Raw genomic sequence first — 15943 nt, 5'->3', positions numbered from 1 at the left:
CCTAGTCGCTCTTGCCGGCCGCCGGGCTCAGCACCCAGGCGCGGTGCGTGAGCACTGCGGTCCTGATCCAATCCGCACCCCTGTCGTACGAGGCGTACACCCGCGGCGACTTGAGGCTGTCACCGGTACCGGCGCCCATGGGCAGATTCTCCTGGCCGGAGACCAGTTCGCCGTTGCGGTAGAGGCTGGTCCGCGCGCTGTCGACGAGTGAGGCGCTGTTGTGGCCCGCGTGCGCCCACGGCGGGCGGAGGACGGAGCGGCACCCGTCGGGATCGCCGCGCTCACGCGCCCGGTCAGCAGCCCGCTGATCTGGATAGGGATCTCATGTCTCGACAGCCTAAGTAACTACCCACAGGTAAGGATCACTCGAGCAGATCGTTCACCGAGCTGTCTGTCCACATTCATCGGAGGACTTGGGTGGGTCAAGCCTGCCTGACCGAAGGCCTTGAGCGTCGGTCTGCCGTGGCTTGGTACGTCGCTTGGTTGTGGCCGGCTGTCCTGAGTGAGGTTGACGTGCCCTGCGGGATGGGTAGAGCAAGGTCCTGACGCCGGGTTACTGACCAGGGAGCTCTCTTTTGCACCGCGCGCGCGGTCCGGCCGATGTCGCTGCGGTACCCGCAAGGAAGCCCTCATCGTCGAGGAGCAAGCCCCGGCAGGGCGAGGACTGCAAGCCCGTCGGCGGCAGCCGGCGTTCGTATCAAGACGACTGGACCGACACGGACTGGCTTGATTTCGGAGTCGCTTGACGCGGGTTGTGATCAACATGCAGGATCGAATGGCACCGACCCGAAGTCGGGGAACAAACTCGGGTATGCGACAGGGCATAGTCAAAGAGCCCCAGCGGTCGGTGTGAAGTGAACGGGGAGCACGGGGATGAAGAACACCACGCCAGCCGCATGCGCTGAATCTTGCCGCCTTGCGGGGGCGCCTGCTTGAGGCCATGGGCACCAAGCTGCTGTCACGCACGCAGAGATCACTAGGTGCTCTGTTGCGTGGGTGATTGTCGTACACAGGTGAGGCACCTCCAAGGCGCCCCTGTGTTCTCCAACAGGCATTTACGCCCGGCATCGCCGTGTGGCCGTCGCCGCCCGATGCACGATCAACTCTCAAGGAGTGCGCTCATGGCTGTCTTCGAGTCCGCCGAGAAAGCGAACGGGGTCTTCACGAACCTGTTCGAGATCCTCCTGGAAGACGAAACATTCACTCGGCGCATGCGTGACGCCGGGATCACCGTGCACCTGATCCAGACGAAGCCGGACGTCGAGCTCTACATCACCCCGGACGGCGTTCAGAACGGTGCCCCCGCCCGGCCGGCGGCCATCCGCATCAAGATGAGCAGCGACAGCGCTCACAGCCTGTGGCTCGGCAATCTGCTGATGCCCGTCGCCATCGCCACCGGCAAGGTGCGCATCAAGGGCAACGTCGCGAAGGTCCTGGAATTCGTACCCCTCCTGCGCCCGGCGTTCGACCGCTATCCGGAGATCGCCAAGAGCGAGGGGCTTCCCACCTGAGCCGCGGGCCCGGCCCCAACTGCCAACGCCTACAACGCTTACAACGCGAAAGAGAACGCCCATGAGCACTGTCATTGAGCCTGCCGACTTCATGACCGAGCCCGAGGAGATCCAGGAGTTCCGCCAGCAGGTACGCGATTTCGTCGACAAGGAAGTCCGGCCGCGGGTTGCCGCGAACGACCGTGCTGACGCAGCCGAATTCGACTGGGAACTCATACGGAAGGGCCATCAGGCCGGCCTGATGCGCCTGATCGTGCCGAAGGAGTACGGGGGGCTCGGTCTCGGCGTCCTCGGTGTCGCCGTCGCGCTTGAGGAGATCGCCGCCGCGTGCGCCGGCACCGCCCTGATCTTCGGCGCAACTCTCCTGGGGCAGGCCCCCGTTCTGCTGTCGGCGGACCAACAGCTTCAGTCTCGTTTCCTGCCCCTGTTCGCCGGTGACGATCCGGTCCTCGCGTGCAACGGCATCACGGAGGAGGACGCCGGCTGCGACCTGCTGATCCCCGAGAACGCCGTCCACGCCCGGGACGTCATGACTGCCCGTCGCGATGGGGACAGCTACATCCTCAACGGCCGGAAGAGGTTCATCACCAACGCGAAGGTCGCCGAGTTCGGATCGATCTACGCGAATATCGAGGGCCATGAGGGCGCCACCGGCATGACCGCGTTCATCGTCCTCCTGGACTCGCCCGGCGTGACCCGCGGCCCGGTGGCGGACAAGATGGGCTACCGCGCCTGTCTCGGAAGCGAGCTCATCTTCGAGAACGTGCGTGTGCCCGCGGAGAACATGGTCGGCGGCGAGGGCAACGGCGTCCACATCAATATTCAGCAGATGAACATGGCCCGCGCCACCGTCGCGGCCCTGTCCACCGGCGTGGCGCGAGGCGCGTTCGATATCGCCAAGCAGTGGTGCGCCGACCGCATCCAGGGCGGACTGCCGCTGTACAAGCACCAGTTCACCGCCCGGAAGCTCGCCGAGATGAAGACGAAGATCGAAGCATCGCGGCTGATGTACCTGCAGGCCGCGCAGGCGGCGGACACTGCGATCCCCGCGCCTGTGATGCAGCCGGCCACCGCGAAGCTCTTCGCCGACCAGGTCTCCATCGAGGTCTCCCAGGAGGCCATGTCCCTGATGGGCGCCCGCGGCTACCTGCGCGAGTACGGCATGGAGAAGTACGTCCGCGAATCCTTCGGAGCCCGCATCTACGAAGGAACCCCCGAGGTCCTCGCGCTGGCCATCACCGAAGCACTTTACGAGGAAGACGATTTCTGATCTTCCTCGGGCGGGACGTACACCAATCAAAACAGGGGGAACAGGTATGGAGAAGCAGCCGGGATTATCCGGGGTCACGTCGGTGATCAAGCCGTGGAATGTCCCATCGGGGCTTCCCGACGAGCACGATGCTCGCGAGTCGCTGGTCAATGACGCGCGGGGGCGCTACATCCAGGACATTCTTCGCATGCACAGCAGGCTGAGCTTCCACGGCATGGCAGGCCAGCTGCAGAAGAACGATGCGCTGCTGTATCAGGCCAACCACGGGAGAGGGCTCGTAACCCTCGTGGCTCACACCGATCAGATCCCTGAGCGGTACCTGATCGGCCTGGCCGGATTCCGTCTGGCCGAGTATCTGCAGGCCGGCTTCGCCAGCGAAGAACTCGTCTTCGGCCGTTCGCTGTTCTGCGAGCCGATCCGCGAGTTCCATCAAGACGACACCCACGTCATCACCATCGACGAGGAATCCGGCAGAATCCTCGGCTACGTAGCACTCGCCCACAGCAAGGACCCCGAACCGAGGCCGCTGACTGACCCTGGGCGGCTGCTGTTCCCCTGCGAAGAGGTTCACTCCATCCGCCTGCAGACTGCGCTGCCCGATGTGCAGGCCCTGGAAACGCGCCATATCCGTGAGGTGAAACGCCTCGCCCACAACCACACCGTCACCGCCCGGGATCTACGGCTGCGGATCACGCTGGAACTCCTGGCCGGCATCACCATGGCCGTCTACGCGGAGCGCGATTCCATCCGGCTGCTGATAGGCGACGTGGAAGAACACATTGCCCTGAAGCACCTTGTCCTCCTTGGTCTCGATGTGTACCTGCTGACGGGAACCACACCGAAGGTCAGCCGGCAGGATCTCATGCATCCCCGGTACTTCAATGCGGAGAAGGTTCTTCCCTTCTACTCGTGGATGCCGCCGGTCGAGGAAGTCGCACAGGTCGGGAAGCAGCTGGAAGAGGCTGCCGCCGCGCTCTCTCCGATCCGGGCTCTTCGAGGTCTCATGGCAGACCTGTCCGGGAGCGTGGAGCACCTTTCGCTTCCCGAAGAGGCGGCCGCCTGATGACAGCCACGCTCGACGACTTCTACCGGGAGTTCACCGAACGGAACCGCGGGTTCATCGGCGAACGGGCCCAATCGGCACTACGGAACGCACGCGTGCTGATTGCCGGATGCGGGTCCACCGGAGGAGCAGCTGTCGAACCGCTCGCGCGTATCGGCGTACAGGACTTCGTCCTGGTGGATGTGGGGGAGTTCGAGCTGAACAACCTCAACCGGCAGCACGCCGCGTTCGGTGACATCGGGCGTCACAAAGCCGAGGTCGCCGAAGAACGAGTGATGCTGATCAACCCCAACGCCCGGACCAAGGTGATTACCGGCGGGATCACCCACGCCAACGCGCAGGATCTCGCGGAGAGCTGCACGCTGGTCATCGACGGCGTGGATGTCACCGAGCATGCCGGCTGGCGGGCGAAGTACAGCCTTCACGAGGCTGCGGTACGCGCCAAGCGCCCGGTGCTTTCCGGCTACGACATGGCCGGCACTCAGTACGTCCGCTTCTACGACTACCGGCTGCCGGGTTCACGTCCGTTCGACGGGAAGATCACCGCCGGCATGGTGGAGAAGTCCGCGGTGTGGCCGCTGTTGCTGAAGGCCATCCCTCTGCGGTTCGTGCCGCTGGAGATGATCCGCAACGCCCGCGAGCACCTGGGGGAAGAGGAGTACAGCGTCCCCCAACTCGTGTACGCGTCACTGCTGTTCGGCGCCCTCGCCACCCGCATGACCGTCGAGATTCTTGCCGGGCAGCCCGTACGTCGCCATGTGGTGGTCGACGCGCACAGGGAAGCACGCCGCACCACACGCAGGTGGGCCACCGGCGTGCAACGACCACTCGTGCTCGCAGGCGGCCTGCGAGAACTGGTGGCCATCATGCGAAACCGCGAATCACACACGAAGAAGTAGGGGGCACACTCTTGAGTACGAAGTCCGCTGACCTGATCGCGAAGCAGACGAAGAAGGCCCAGCAGCTTCTTGTCTCGTCCAGCCGGCATTCCTATGACCCGGGCCTGGACATCGACTGGGATGCTCCGCTCGAAGAGGGCAAGTGGTTCCTGCCGGAGAAGCGCTGCACCCTCTACGGCACGAAGACGTGGGACACCCTCACGCAGGAGCAGAAACTCCTCCTCACCCGTGAGGAGATGGCCTCTTCCATCGCTCTGGGCGTGTGGACGGAACACGTCCTGCTGCAGCTCGTTTCGCGTTACGTGTACGACAAGTCCGTGGGTTCCCCGCAGGTCCAGTTCGCTCTGACCGAGATGGCCGACGAAGTCCGCCACATGATCATGTTCGCGAACGTCGTCGAACGCATGGGTTCCGAGATCTACCCCACGCCGTGGAAGATCCGTGAGTCCGGCCGGATGCTGAAGACCGCGGCTCCCGTCGCCGCCCTGTGGGCGCTCCTCCTGCTGACGGAGGAGATCTTCGACAAGGTTCAGCGAGAAGTCGCCGCGGACGAGACTGTTCAGCCGCTGGTCCGCACCATGTCCCGTATCCACGTGGTGGAAGAGGCCCGGCACATCAGCTTCGCCCGCACCGAGCTGGAGCGGTTCGTGCCGAAGCTGAACAAGGTTCAGCTGTCCTCGCTGCGGATGATGCTGGCCCTGTCCATCCAGACGTTCGCCGGCGAGTTCTTCAACCCGCTCATGTACCGGCGGGCCGGCCTTCCGGACAGCGTCCGTAAGGAAGCCATGGCGAACCCGCACTCGCGGGAAACGTTCGGCTGGGCGGCGAAGCGGATCACCGACTACTACAGGTCCATCGGCATCATCGGTGGGGCGAGCGAGCGGATCTGGCGCAAGGCCGGCTTCATCCAGGACGCTGCATGACCCACGAGAACGATCAGTTCCACGAACACGACGACGACGGATACGAAGGGCCCGCGACGATCGTCATCGAGGGCGAAGAGTTCTCGGTCGAGGTGAAGCTCGCCGGATGCTTCCAGCCCATAGACGGCCGCTACCACTGGTACGGGCGCATCGCCGACAACCCACCGGTGACCGCAGCGGTCGCCAGTCGCGGTAAGACCCCGTGCACCTTCGCCACACCGCACGCGGAGGTTGAAGGCACGCTGTCGGATCCGGACCTGTGGAACCGGTACCGCATCAGCGGGGTGGGGACACCGCCCTTCCACGTGGTCAGCACGATCGAAGAGGTCGCTGTCTGACCCTCCCTCAGGCGCCGGTCCCGTGACCTTCATTCCTCAGGCGAGTCCCTTCGCCAGGTCACGGGACCGACCGCTTTCTTCGGCCGGGTTCCTGCTAGGCAGGGGCTTTGACCAGCCCGGAGAGCATGTAGCTCACGACCTGTGATGCTTCGCGGCCGGCTTGCTCGCAGTCATCGGCCAGGGCCAACGATGTCGCTGCCTCGCACAGTGTCCCGAAGATGATGGTGGCAGCCATCTTGATCGATACGTTCTCCCGGAGTTGCCCGCCGGCTTGTAGCCCGTCCAGCATCCCCACCACGAGGGGCAGCGCGAGATCGTCGTCGATCTGCCGGCAACGATGCACGCCGAGGACGCCGGCGGACTGGCGTAGCAGGGACCGCTTCTGAGTGTCCGTCACGTACGCGTCGATGAACCCCTGCACTGCGGCAACGGTTACCTGCCAGAGGTGCTGTTCTCCCTGCAGGTCGGCCGGGATCGCCGCTGCTACCTGCGCCACGACTTCCTGCTGGTTGATCCGGAAGACCTCGTCGAAGATGGCGCTCTTGTCGGGGAAGTGGTGATAGACGGCGCCCTTGCTCACCCGCGCGGCCTTCGCGACGTCGTCGACCGACGTGACGTCAAAACCCTTCTCCGCGAACAGGTCTGCTGCAGCGTCCAGCAGAGCCGCGCGTGTGATGGCCGCGTACTCCTCGCGCCGTGACTTGACTGCCATGCACCCTCCCAAGAATACTTACCGACCGTCAGTCAATCACAGACTTGAAGTCGGTCTACGACCCGGTGTCAGTCATTATCCAGGCTTCCAACCGGGTTATCCACCGCAGGAGGCGGCACATGTCAACCCACACCGAGGACCCACCGCCCGGCAGCATCGCCGCGCGCGCGTCCCGAACCATCCGCAAGCTGCGCTGGCCCCTGCTCGCTCTGTGGATTGCTGCGTTAGTCGTCGCCGGGACAGGCGCATCCCAGATCGCGAAGAACCTCAGCGGAGGCGGCTGGTACGTCCCCGGCACCGACTCGTCCATCGCCGCGCAGAAGCTCGAAGACGGTTTCAAGGGACGCGGGAAGACCACGGCCACCCTCGTCATCCATGACGCCCGCTACAAGAGCAGCGACCCCAAGTTCGAGCAGCGCGCCAAGGATGTCGCCTCCCGGGTGGAAGCCGACAAGGACCTGAAGGTCACGGACATGCTCGGCTGGACCACCGCCCAGCCCGACGATCGCGGCCCCTACGCGGGCGACGACCGGCGAACCGTCATCAACTCCGTAGCCATCGGCCTCGAAGACGGCGACGCGCGCCGGGAACTTCCCGCCATCCAGAAGGACCTTGCCCAAACATTCGACAGGGACGGCATCGACGTCTCTCTCGTCAGCGCCGCATCCTTCTGGGGGGACATCAACGTCCTCGGGCAGGAGGGCCTGGCAAGCGCAGAGATGCTCACTGCCCCGCTGATCATCCTGATCCTGCTTCTGCTGTTCCGCAGCGTGGTGTCCGTGCTGGTCTCACTCACCGTGGGCGTCTCGGCGATCGTGTTCACCCTCGGCCTGCTGGCCCCGGTCGCACAGAACTACGAGCTGTCCATCTTCGTGCAGAACGCCGCCACCATGCTCGGCCTCGGTGTCGGGGTGGACTACTCCCTATTCATGATCACCAGGTTCAAGGAACAACTCGCCAAGGGTCAGACCGTCGACCATGCGGTGGCCGCCACCCTGCGCACATCCGGACACACGGTGATCGCGTCCGGCATCACCATCGTCATCGCGATGTCCGCCCTGTTCACCATCGACCTGAACGTGATCTTCTCGCTCGCGCTCGGCATCATCCTCGTCGTCGCGTTCTCCGTGCTGACCAGCGTGCTGTTCCTCCCGGTCCTGCTGCACCTCCTCGGGCACCGCATCAACGCCGGCCGCCTCCCGAGGTGGCGGAAGAGCACCGTCGGCACGAGTGAGGAATCCAGCCGCTGGTACCGGGTCTCCATGAAGGTGATGAAGCGCCCGCTGCTGTTCCTCGCGGCGATCACCGCCGTACTGATCGCCGCGGCCTGGCCGGCACAGCAGATGCGCACCTTCTCCCCGGACGCACGCATCCTCCCGTCCACTTCGGACGTTCGCACCGGTTACGACCACGTCCAGAACGCGTTCGGCACGGGCTTCACCAGCCCGATCCAGATCGTCGTCACCACCGACAAGCCGCTGAACGAGCTCCCTCAGCACGACAAGGACGAACTCACCGACTTTCAGAACCGGTTGGGCTCCCTGTCGCACGTGGACAAGACCGCATCCGCCATCCCGGTCCTGAAGCAGCTGTCCCCCAAGGACCCCTACGCCGCTCTGGACACGTCCGTGATGGACCGGATGCCGGCTGACGCTCGGGACACGGTCAGGCACTACATCGCTGCCGGCGACCAGAAGCTTGTCATCGAGGTCGTCCCCACCCAGAACTCGTCCAGCGACCCCACCCGGGACCTCCTCGCCGATGTGCAGGACGAGACCAGGAAGCTCCCCGACTCCCTGCACCCCGTGGTCGGAGGGCAGACCGCAGAGGACACCGCCGCCAACGACGTCATCCAGGACGGACTTCCCTACGTCGTCGCGATCATCCTGGCGGCCGGCTACCTCGTCCTCCTGCTGACCTTCCGGTCACTGCTGCTGCCGCTCAAGGCCATCGTCATGAACCTGGTCTCGATCGCCGCCACCTACGGTGTTCTCACCCTCATCTTCCAGGAGGGCCTGGGCTCCGACCTGTTCGGATTCCAGCAGACCAGTGACATCCAGAACTTCGTCCCCATCCTGCTGCTGGCGCTCCTGTTCAGCCTCAGCACCGACTACGAAGTGTTCCTCCTCGACCGAGTCCGCGAAGAGTACGAGGCGACCGGGGACAACACCGCCTCCGTCGCTCGCGCCCTCACCCGAACCGCCCCCCTCATCTCCGGCGCCGCAATCCTGATGGTCGCCGTCTTCGGAGCCTTCTCCTTCACCGGGATCGTCCCCATCCAGCAGCTCGGCTTCGGACTCGCCGTTGCGATCCTCATCGACGCCACCCTCGTCCGCCTCTTCCTCGTCCCCGCGACCATGCGCCTCATGGGCCGCTGGAACTGGTGGCTCCCCGGCAGCCGCACCACTGCTCCGGGGAAGACGTCCGAGGACGTCACCAGCAAGGAACCGGAACCGATCACCAGTTGAAGGGAGAAGACAACATGCTGATCGTCTTCGCGCTCCTTTTCCTAGGAATCATGGTGGGAGCCGTCGCACACATTCCCGTCACCGCCAGTGCGATCGCCGGCACCGGCATCGCCGCCTGGCTGATCACCTTCTGGGTACGCGAGCGCACCTCCGGACGCTGCGAGGGAGACGCATGACGCAGGTAACAGCACCCGCAAAAAGCCCATCGATCAACACGACCAGCACCAAGAACCGCACCCGGGACGCCGACAGCTTCGCCGTCGCAGCCTTCGTCCTCGGCCTGCCGGGGCTCCTTGTCGGGAACATCTTCCTCGGCCCCACGGCCATCGTCCTGGCCACCCTTGCCCTGATGCGCGGAACATCGCGACAAGGACGAGCGTGGTTCGGCATGGTCCTCGGTTTCGCCGACCTGGTTGTCCTGGCGGCTCTGGTCACCCTCAACGGAACCGTCTCCTGGAGTCAGTGAGGACATCGGCAAGAGACGATCGGTGTTGAGGTCGGTCCGTCGGGGCCGACCTCAACACGTACATCGCCCGGCACCAGCGGTTTCAACGGCGGTGCGCGTGGGACAGCGGCGCGAAGTGCGGGACTGCCGGCCCGCTCCGTATTACGGCGTGGGGGGCCGCTGCGGGGAGCGGAGGACGAGCAGGGTGATCTCGCTGGGGGCGAAGACGCGGAACGGCGGGCCCCAGAAACCGGTGCCGCGGCTGGTGTAGAGGAGGGTGCGGGTGCCGTGGCGGCTGAGGCCGGCGAGGGCGGGCTGATCGAGGCGGACGAGGTGGTGGAAGGGCCAGATCTGGCCGCCGTGGGTGTGGCCGGAGAGTTGGAGGTCGATGCCGTCTGCTGCGGCCCGGTCGACGAACTTCGGCTGGTGGGCCAGGAGCAGGACGGGCAGGTCGGGGTCGGCGCCGTTCAGGGCTCCGGCCAGGTGGGCGCGGTGGCCGGCCAGGCCGGAGGACTCGGCGGTGACATCATCCACGCCGGCGACCACCAGGGTGTCGCCGCCGCGTTCGAGCAGCAGATGACGGTTGCGCAGCGGCTCCCAGCCCAGCTCGTCCATCAGGTCGACCCAGCCCTGGGCCTCGCTGTAATACTCGTGGTTCCCGGTGACGTAGACCCGGGCCCGGGTGGCCTGCACGGTGCCGAGCGGAGCGGCCTGGGCGCGGCGGCGTTCGGCCGTGCCGTCCGCGATGTCGCCGGTGTGGCAGACCAGGTCGGCCTCAAGGGTGTTGACCGTCTCGCAGACCCGCGCGGACCAGCGGGCGCGGTCGAGCGGGCCGTAGTGGGTGTCGGTGATGAGGGCGACGCGCGTGCCGTCCAACCCGGCGCCCAGGCGCGGGAGTTGTACGTCGAGGCGGCGCACCCGTGGCACCCGGCGGGCTTCGGCGTACCCCCAGGCGAGCAGCACGGCGGCTACGCCGAGGACCGCCCAGGTGACGATCCGGGCCCGGTACTGACCGTCGCCCACGCCGGCCACGGTCAGGGCGAGGCGCAGCAGGACGCCGAGCAGGACGGACCAGGTGAACAGGACCCAGCCGGCCCCGAGGAGGGTGTCCCCGATGATCGCCGCCCAGTCCTGCTGCCGCCGGCCGTGGCCGCGCATCATCGCGAGCGGCATGGCGATCAGACCGAGGGCGAACAGGGCGGTGCCGCCCAGCGCCACGGGGAGCGGCCAGTGCTGGCCGGCGTGCAGCAGCACCCAGCAGGGCACGGCCCACAGCAGGACGGGGGCGATCAGAGGGATGAAGCGCATCAGGCGGCGCAGTGGGCTCTGCTGGGGCGCATGCGCTGCGCCGTCCGTGGACCGGGCCTCGCTGGTGGCGCTCACGCTGCCCTCCTCAAGTAACCGGACTGCCGACGCGCGCACTGTATCCGGTCGTTCCAGGGGACGTCTTGCCGGTCGTTGATGCCCTTTCATCGGCAACATGCGAGACGGGGCGACCGGCCCGGACCCGATCGATCAGGAGCCGTGGCTCACCGGCCCGCTGTGCTGGCGCCGGCCGGCGACTTCCCCCGCGTCTCCGGGGCCATCACGTGCGAGACGACGGCGCCGAGCACCAGGATCGCCGCCGCCGGCACCATCGTCGCCACCGGGCTGGACGCCCGGGCGCCGCGACTTCATGCTCGCCGAGCCGGTGCGCGTCGACGCCGACGGGTGCGTGGCGGTGCCGGACGCGCCCGGCCTGGGCGTGGAGCTCGACGAAGAGGCCGTCGAGCGGTGGCGGGTGGGCTGACCGCCCGGTTCTCTCGATGATCCGGCCCGGGGCGTGCCGCCGGTACGACGCGACGTCTACGGCCCGGGTACGGACCGTCGTACCCGGGGCCGGTCGAGGACTGGGGGCTCACTCGGTGGACCTGTTCACGCGGATCAGCGTCTGCTGGCCGTTGGCGACGAGCTTCCGGGCACCGTCGGGCTGGACGCCGTACACCTCCAACTGGCAGACGGTCAGGGTGCGTCCGGGTTTCAGGACGGTGCCGATCGCTTCGAGGTGGTCGCCGGCGGCGGGCGCGAGCAGGTTGATCTTGTACTCGACGGTGAGGACCTCTGAGTCCTCGGAGAACAGCGTGAGTGCCGCGTAGCCGCCGGCGCTGTCCGCTATGGCGCTGGTGGCGCCCGCGTGGACGTAGCCGTGCTGCTGTGTCACCTCAGGGCGCGCCGGGAGCACGATGTGTACGCGGCCGGGCCCGACATGGGCGAGGCGCGCGCCGAGGTGGGCCATGAGGCCTTGCAGGTCGAAGCTGTCCTGGACGCGCTTGCGGACCGCGAGACTCGCCTGTTCCTGCTGCGACTGGTCTTCCACGTGCATGCTCTCCTTCGGGCCCGTGTCGGGTGGAGCGGCCTGGTTCCTCAGCCGGCCAGCCGTTCCACCAGCAGGAAGGCGCCGATGGCGATCATCATGGCACCGCTGATGCGGGTGACGACCTGGGCGGCCGAGGGCCGGGTCTTCAAGACCGAGCGGGCGAGGACGCCGACGCCGAGGTAGACGACGGTGCACGCGGTCAGGTGCAGCATGCTGAGCAGACCGGTCTGCGCGGCGACCGGCCAGCCGTCGGCGGTGTCGATGAACTGCGGGAACAGCGAGAAGTACAGCAGCAGGGCCTTCGGGTTCAGGCCGCTGATCCCGGCCCCCTTGAGCACGACCTGCCGGCGGGAGGCGTCCGCGCTCTCTCCGGCGGCCGCCGGTACGGCCGGCTGCCGCAGCACGCTCCAGCCCAGCCACAACAGGTAGCCGGCGCCCGCCACGGTCAGGGCGGTGAGTACGGCGGGGGAGCTCGCCACGATCACCGCGAGGCCCGCGACGGCGACCAGTGCGTAGGCCGCGTGTCCGGCGATCAGCCCGGTGACCGCCGGGACGACCGAGCGTTCCCGCAGTCCGGCGGAGATCGCGTAGGCCCAGTCGGCGCCGGGGGTGAACACCAGCAGCAGGTCCACTGCCAGGAAGGCCGCCAGCGTCGTCGTATCCATCGGTCGTTCCCTCTCGCGTTTGTTGCTCTGGGAGGGAAGAGTAGGTCTGATTTGCCCGAAAGTGTTTGCGTCTTTCCCTCAGTTTCAGGCAATGTGAGGGAGAATCTTCTCCATGGATGCCCTGGACCGGAAGATTCTTACCGAGCTGCAGCTGGATGGCCGTCTGACGATCACTGAGCTGGCCGCGCGCGTGCAGCTCAGCGTCTCGCCCTGTCACCGTCGCCTGCGCGACCTCGAACGCGAAGGCGCGATCCGCGGCTATCGGGCGGTAGTGGATCCGGCGGCCATCGGCCTGAACTTCGAGGCTCTCGTCTTCGCCACCCTGCGCTGGGAGACCCCCGACACCGTCACGGCCTTCGAAGAGGCCGTGAGCGCTGTCCCGCACGTCATCCAGGCGCAGCGCCTGTTCGGAGAACCCGACTACCTGCTCCGTGTCGCCACCACCGACCTGGTCGCCTTCCAGCAGCTCTACGACCAGCAGCTCGCACGACTGCCCGGGGTCCAGCGCCTGAACTCCACCCTCGTCATGAAGAACGTCGTCCACGACCGCCCTCTGCCCGAGTAGCGGTCCATCCGCGTGCTCCGCGGACCGGGAGGCCTTCCACCTGGTCAAACAGTTACAGCCAGGACCCCGCTCATAAGGACTGTCGTGACAGATGAGAGGGTCGGGCGGGTGAGCGAGACACCGAAGAACACCCTGCAGTACCGCTTTGACGGGCCGGAAGACGCCCCTGTCCTCATCTTGGGTCCCTCACTGGGTACGACCTGGCACATGTGGGACCGGCAGGTTCCCGAGCTCGCCCGGCAGTGGCGGGTGTTCCGTTTCGACCTGCCCGGGCACGGCGGCGCCCCTGCCCACCCGTCCGGTTCCGTCGCCGACCTCGCCACACGGCTGCTGGCCACGCTCGACGAGCTCGGCGTGCAGCGCTTCGGTTACGCGGGCTGTTCCCTGGGCGGCGCCATCGGTGCGGAGCTGGCGCTGCGCCACCCCCGGCGCGTGGCCTCCCTCGCCCTGATCGCGGCCTCGCCCCGGTTCGGCACGGCCGACGAGTTCCGTCAGCGCGGCGTGATCGTCCGCAGCAACGGCCTCGACCCCATCGCCCGCACCTCCCCGGAGCACTGGTTCACCAGCGGCTTCGCGGCCGCCCAGCCCGCCATCACCGACTGGGCCGTGCAGATGGTGCGCACCACCGACCCCGGCTGCTACATCGCGGCCTGCGAGGCGCTCGCCTCCTTCGACGTGCGCGCCGAGCTCGGCTCCATCGGGGCCCCCACGCTCGTCCTCGTCGGCTCCGACGACCAGGTGACGGGCCCCGCCCAGGCACGCACGCTCGTCGCCGGCATACCGGACGCCCGCCTCGCCGTCGTGCCCGCCGCCTCGCACCTCGCCCCGGTCGAGCAGCCGGCCGCGGTCACCGACCTCCTCGTACGGCACTTCTCCACCGCCTGGCAGCCCGCGTACGAGACCGGGCAGCACGCGATCCCCGCCGCCCCGGTCAAGCCCGTCCTCGCGCCGCCGCCCCCGCCGGTCGCCCCCGTGGCGGAGATCGGCCCCACCGAAGCCCAGCCCGAGGCGGAGGTCCGGCCCGACCGGCACGACGTGGGTCTCAAGGTGCGCCGCGAGGTGCTCGGCGACGCGCACGTGGACCGGGCCCTGGCCTCCGCGGACGCCTTCTCCGGCGACTTCCAGGAGTTCCTGACCCGCTACGCCTGGGGCGAGATCTGGAGCCGGCCGGGCCTCGACCGCCGCATGCGCAGCTGCGTGACGCTCACCGCGCTCGTGGCCGGCGGGCACCTCGACGAGCTGGCCTTCCACACCCGGGCCGCCCTGCGCAACGGCCTCACCGCCGACGAGATCAAGGAAGTGCTGCTCCAGGCCGCCGTGTACTGCGGTGTGCCCGCGGCGAACTCGGCGTTCAAGGTGGCCCAGGCCGTGATCCGCGAGGAGACCACGCCGCAGGAGTAGACGACGGGCGCCGGGACGAGCCGTACGCGGGGCGGGAGCGCAGGATGGTTCGTATGAAGCTCACGAAGAAGATCCATGCCTGCGTCCGCCTGGAGAAGGACGGGCGGACGCTCGTCATCGACCCGGGCGGCTTCTGTGAGGAGGACGCGGCTGTCGGCGTCGAGGCGATCCTCGTCACGCACGAGCATGCCGACCACTTCAACGAGGCCCGGCTGCGGACAGCCCTCGACGCCGACCCCGCCACCGAGATCTGGACCCTGAAATCCGTGGCCGACAAGATCTCGACGGCGTTCCCGGGCCGGGTGCACACGGTCGGGCACGGCGACACCTTCGAGGCGGCCGGATTCGACATCCAGGTCCACGGCGAACTGCACGCCGTCATCCACCCGGACATCCCGCGCATCACGAACGTCGGCTATCTGATCGACCACGGCCGCGTCTTCCACCCCGGCGACGCGTTCACCGTCCCCGACCAGCCCGTCGAGACGCTGCTCGTGCCGGTGATGGCCCCCTGGAACAAGATCGCCGAGGTCATCGACTACCTCCGCGAGGTCGGTCCGCAGCGCGCGTACGACATCCATGACGCACTGCTGACCGACCTGGCGTGGCCCATCTACGACGGGCAGATCGGGGCGCTCGGCGGGACGGAGAACCTGCGGCTGACGCCGGAGGAGTACGCGACGCTCTGAGCGGCCCCGGGTCTGCGAACCCGGCTGCGAACTCCCTTTACTTGCCGAGGAGTTCGACGACCTCTTCGGTCGTGGCGAGCTCCGCGATCCGCGGGAAGATCTTGCCGAAGCTGTGCTCGTGGGACGCGGCATCCGTGTCGGTCGTCGCGTCCTCGACCACCGTCAGGTGGTAGCTCAGCTCGAACGCGGACCGGGCGGTGGACTCGACGCCGATCGAGGACGAGATCCCCGCGAGCACGATCTGCGTCACTCCGCGGCGGCGCAGCTGGAGGTCCAGCTCGGTGCCGGTGAACGCGCCCCAGTGCCGCTTGGTGATCACGATGTCGTCGCCGAGCGGGCCCAGCTCGTCCGGGAACTCGGAGAACGCGGCGGGCGGCGCCTGGGTGAGCCCCGGGGTGGCCGACCGGCTCACGGGCAGGTCACCGCCGTCGGGGGACCAGGCGACGCGGACCCGCACGACGGGCAGGCCCTTGGCGCGGAAGGCGTCCGCGAGGGTGGCCCCGTTCTTCAGGACGGCGTCGGCGGGGTGGACGGTGGGCAGGCCGAGGATGCCGTTCTGGAGGTCGATGAGGACGAGGGCGGTGCGCTCGTCGAGGGTGGTGGCGGGCATGGGGGTGCTCCTTGCGGATCCGGGGGAG

Annotated in this window: 18 protein-coding genes; 12 read left to right on the top strand and 6 right to left on the bottom strand. The window is 67.4% G+C overall.

From position 1 onward, the window contains the following. Position 1 precedes the first annotated feature (1 nt). Entirely contained in the window at positions 2 to 139 is a 138-nt protein-coding gene (locus AC07EJ_RS19325) for a hypothetical protein (protein WP_478884588.1), read from the bottom strand. A gap of 982 nt (positions 140 to 1121) precedes the next feature. Between AC07EJ_RS19325 and AC07EJ_RS19320 the strand changes: the two genes are divergently transcribed. From AC07EJ_RS19320 to AC07EJ_RS19295, 6 genes are all read left to right on the top strand, one after another. Beyond that, a complete protein-coding gene (locus AC07EJ_RS19320) occupies positions 1122 to 1511 on the top strand; it encodes a hypothetical protein (protein WP_389489270.1) in 390 nt (129 codons plus the stop codon). 61 nt (positions 1512 to 1572) lie between these two features. Continuing rightward, positions 1573 to 2781 (top strand): acyl-CoA dehydrogenase family protein, encoded by a 1209-nt coding sequence (locus tag AC07EJ_RS19315; RefSeq protein WP_478884587.1) that lies wholly within the window; start codon positions 1573 to 1575, stop codon positions 2779 to 2781. Between the two features lie 46 nt (positions 2782 to 2827). Then, a complete protein-coding gene (locus tag AC07EJ_RS19310; RefSeq protein ID WP_389489266.1) occupies positions 2828 to 3844 on the top strand; it encodes a hypothetical protein in 1017 nt (338 codons plus the stop codon). Then, positions 3844 to 4743, top strand: a complete 900-nt coding sequence (locus AC07EJ_RS19305) for a HesA/MoeB/ThiF family protein (protein WP_389489264.1) — start codon at positions 3844 to 3846, stop codon at positions 4741 to 4743. The genes AC07EJ_RS19310 and AC07EJ_RS19305 overlap by 1 nt, the downstream gene beginning before the upstream one ends. An 11-nt stretch (positions 4744 to 4754) precedes the next feature. Further along, positions 4755 to 5666 carry an AurF N-oxygenase family protein gene (locus AC07EJ_RS19300; protein ID WP_362898800.1) on the top strand — a complete coding sequence of 304 codons (912 nt, stop codon included), beginning with the start codon at positions 4755 to 4757 and terminating at the stop codon, positions 5664 to 5666. Continuing rightward, entirely contained in the window at positions 5663 to 6004 is a 342-nt protein-coding gene (locus tag AC07EJ_RS19295) for a DUF4873 domain-containing protein (protein ID WP_389489262.1), read from the top strand. The genes AC07EJ_RS19300 and AC07EJ_RS19295 overlap by 4 nt, the downstream gene beginning before the upstream one ends. Positions 6005 to 6098: 94 nt before the next feature. Here the strand turns inward: AC07EJ_RS19295 and AC07EJ_RS19290 are convergent, their stop codons facing one another. After that, entirely contained in the window at positions 6099 to 6716 is a 618-nt protein-coding gene (locus AC07EJ_RS19290) for a TetR/AcrR family transcriptional regulator (RefSeq protein ID WP_383892678.1), read from the bottom strand. A gap of 119 nt (positions 6717 to 6835) precedes the next feature. On the opposite strand from AC07EJ_RS19290, the gene AC07EJ_RS19285 reads away from it, so the two are divergent. From AC07EJ_RS19285 to AC07EJ_RS19275, 3 genes are read left to right on the top strand one after another with little or no spacing between them, the layout of a single operon-like run. Continuing rightward, the gene (locus tag AC07EJ_RS19285) at positions 6836 to 9184 is read left to right on the top strand and encodes an MMPL family transporter (RefSeq protein ID WP_478884586.1); all 2349 of its coding nucleotides are present in this window, start codon (positions 6836 to 6838) and stop codon (positions 9182 to 9184) included. A gap of 14 nt (positions 9185 to 9198) precedes the next feature. Beyond that, positions 9199 to 9360, top strand: a complete 162-nt coding sequence (locus AC07EJ_RS19280) for a hypothetical protein (RefSeq protein ID WP_383892673.1) — start codon at positions 9199 to 9201, stop codon at positions 9358 to 9360. After that, positions 9357 to 9650, top strand: a complete 294-nt coding sequence (locus tag AC07EJ_RS19275) for a DUF4190 domain-containing protein (protein WP_389489257.1) — start codon at positions 9357 to 9359, stop codon at positions 9648 to 9650. The genes AC07EJ_RS19280 and AC07EJ_RS19275 overlap by 4 nt, the downstream gene beginning before the upstream one ends. 141 nt (positions 9651 to 9791) lie before the next feature. Here the strand turns inward: AC07EJ_RS19275 and AC07EJ_RS19270 are convergent, their stop codons facing one another. From AC07EJ_RS19270 to AC07EJ_RS19260, 3 genes are all read right to left on the bottom strand, one after another. Then, on the bottom strand, positions 9792 to 10937 hold the full coding sequence (locus AC07EJ_RS19270; protein WP_478884660.1) for a metallophosphoesterase: 1146 nt from the start codon (positions 10935 to 10937) through the stop codon (positions 9792 to 9794). Positions 10938 to 11526: 589 nt separating this feature from the next. Then, a complete protein-coding gene (locus AC07EJ_RS19265) occupies positions 11527 to 11985 on the bottom strand; it encodes a PaaI family thioesterase (protein ID WP_478884659.1) in 459 nt (152 codons plus the stop codon). Between the two features lie 47 nt (positions 11986 to 12032). Then, positions 12033 to 12650, bottom strand: a complete 618-nt coding sequence (locus tag AC07EJ_RS19260; protein WP_478884585.1) for a LysE family translocator — start codon at positions 12648 to 12650, stop codon at positions 12033 to 12035. Between the two features lie 112 nt (positions 12651 to 12762). Between AC07EJ_RS19260 and AC07EJ_RS19255 the strand changes: the two genes are divergently transcribed. The 3 genes from AC07EJ_RS19255 (at position 12763) to AC07EJ_RS19245 (ending at position 15305) form a co-directional block, all read left to right on the top strand. Further along, positions 12763 to 13215 (top strand): Lrp/AsnC family transcriptional regulator, encoded by a 453-nt coding sequence (locus AC07EJ_RS19255; protein WP_389489250.1) that lies wholly within the window; start codon positions 12763 to 12765, stop codon positions 13213 to 13215. Between the two features lie 108 nt (positions 13216 to 13323). Beyond that, positions 13324 to 14616: a bifunctional 3-oxoadipate enol-lactonase/4-carboxymuconolactone decarboxylase PcaDC gene (gene pcaDC, locus AC07EJ_RS19250; RefSeq protein ID WP_389489248.1), complete on the top strand. Its 1293-nt coding sequence runs from the start codon at positions 13324 to 13326 to the stop codon at positions 14614 to 14616. A gap of 53 nt (positions 14617 to 14669) precedes the next feature. Continuing rightward, positions 14670 to 15305, top strand: a complete 636-nt coding sequence (locus AC07EJ_RS19245) for an MBL fold metallo-hydrolase (RefSeq protein ID WP_478884584.1) — start codon at positions 14670 to 14672, stop codon at positions 15303 to 15305. A gap of 37 nt (positions 15306 to 15342) precedes the next feature. On the opposite strand, the gene AC07EJ_RS19240 is transcribed toward AC07EJ_RS19245, so the two are convergent. After that, on the bottom strand, positions 15343 to 15915 hold the full coding sequence (locus AC07EJ_RS19240; protein ID WP_393586341.1) for an isochorismatase family protein: 573 nt from the start codon (positions 15913 to 15915) through the stop codon (positions 15343 to 15345). Positions 15916 to 15943 lie beyond the last annotated feature (28 nt).

The sequence above is a fragment of the Streptomyces sp. NPDC045026 genome (genome assembly GCF_056432625.1).
Note: the sequence above shows the minus strand (reverse complement) of the source record. Positions and strands in the feature narration are given on the sequence as shown.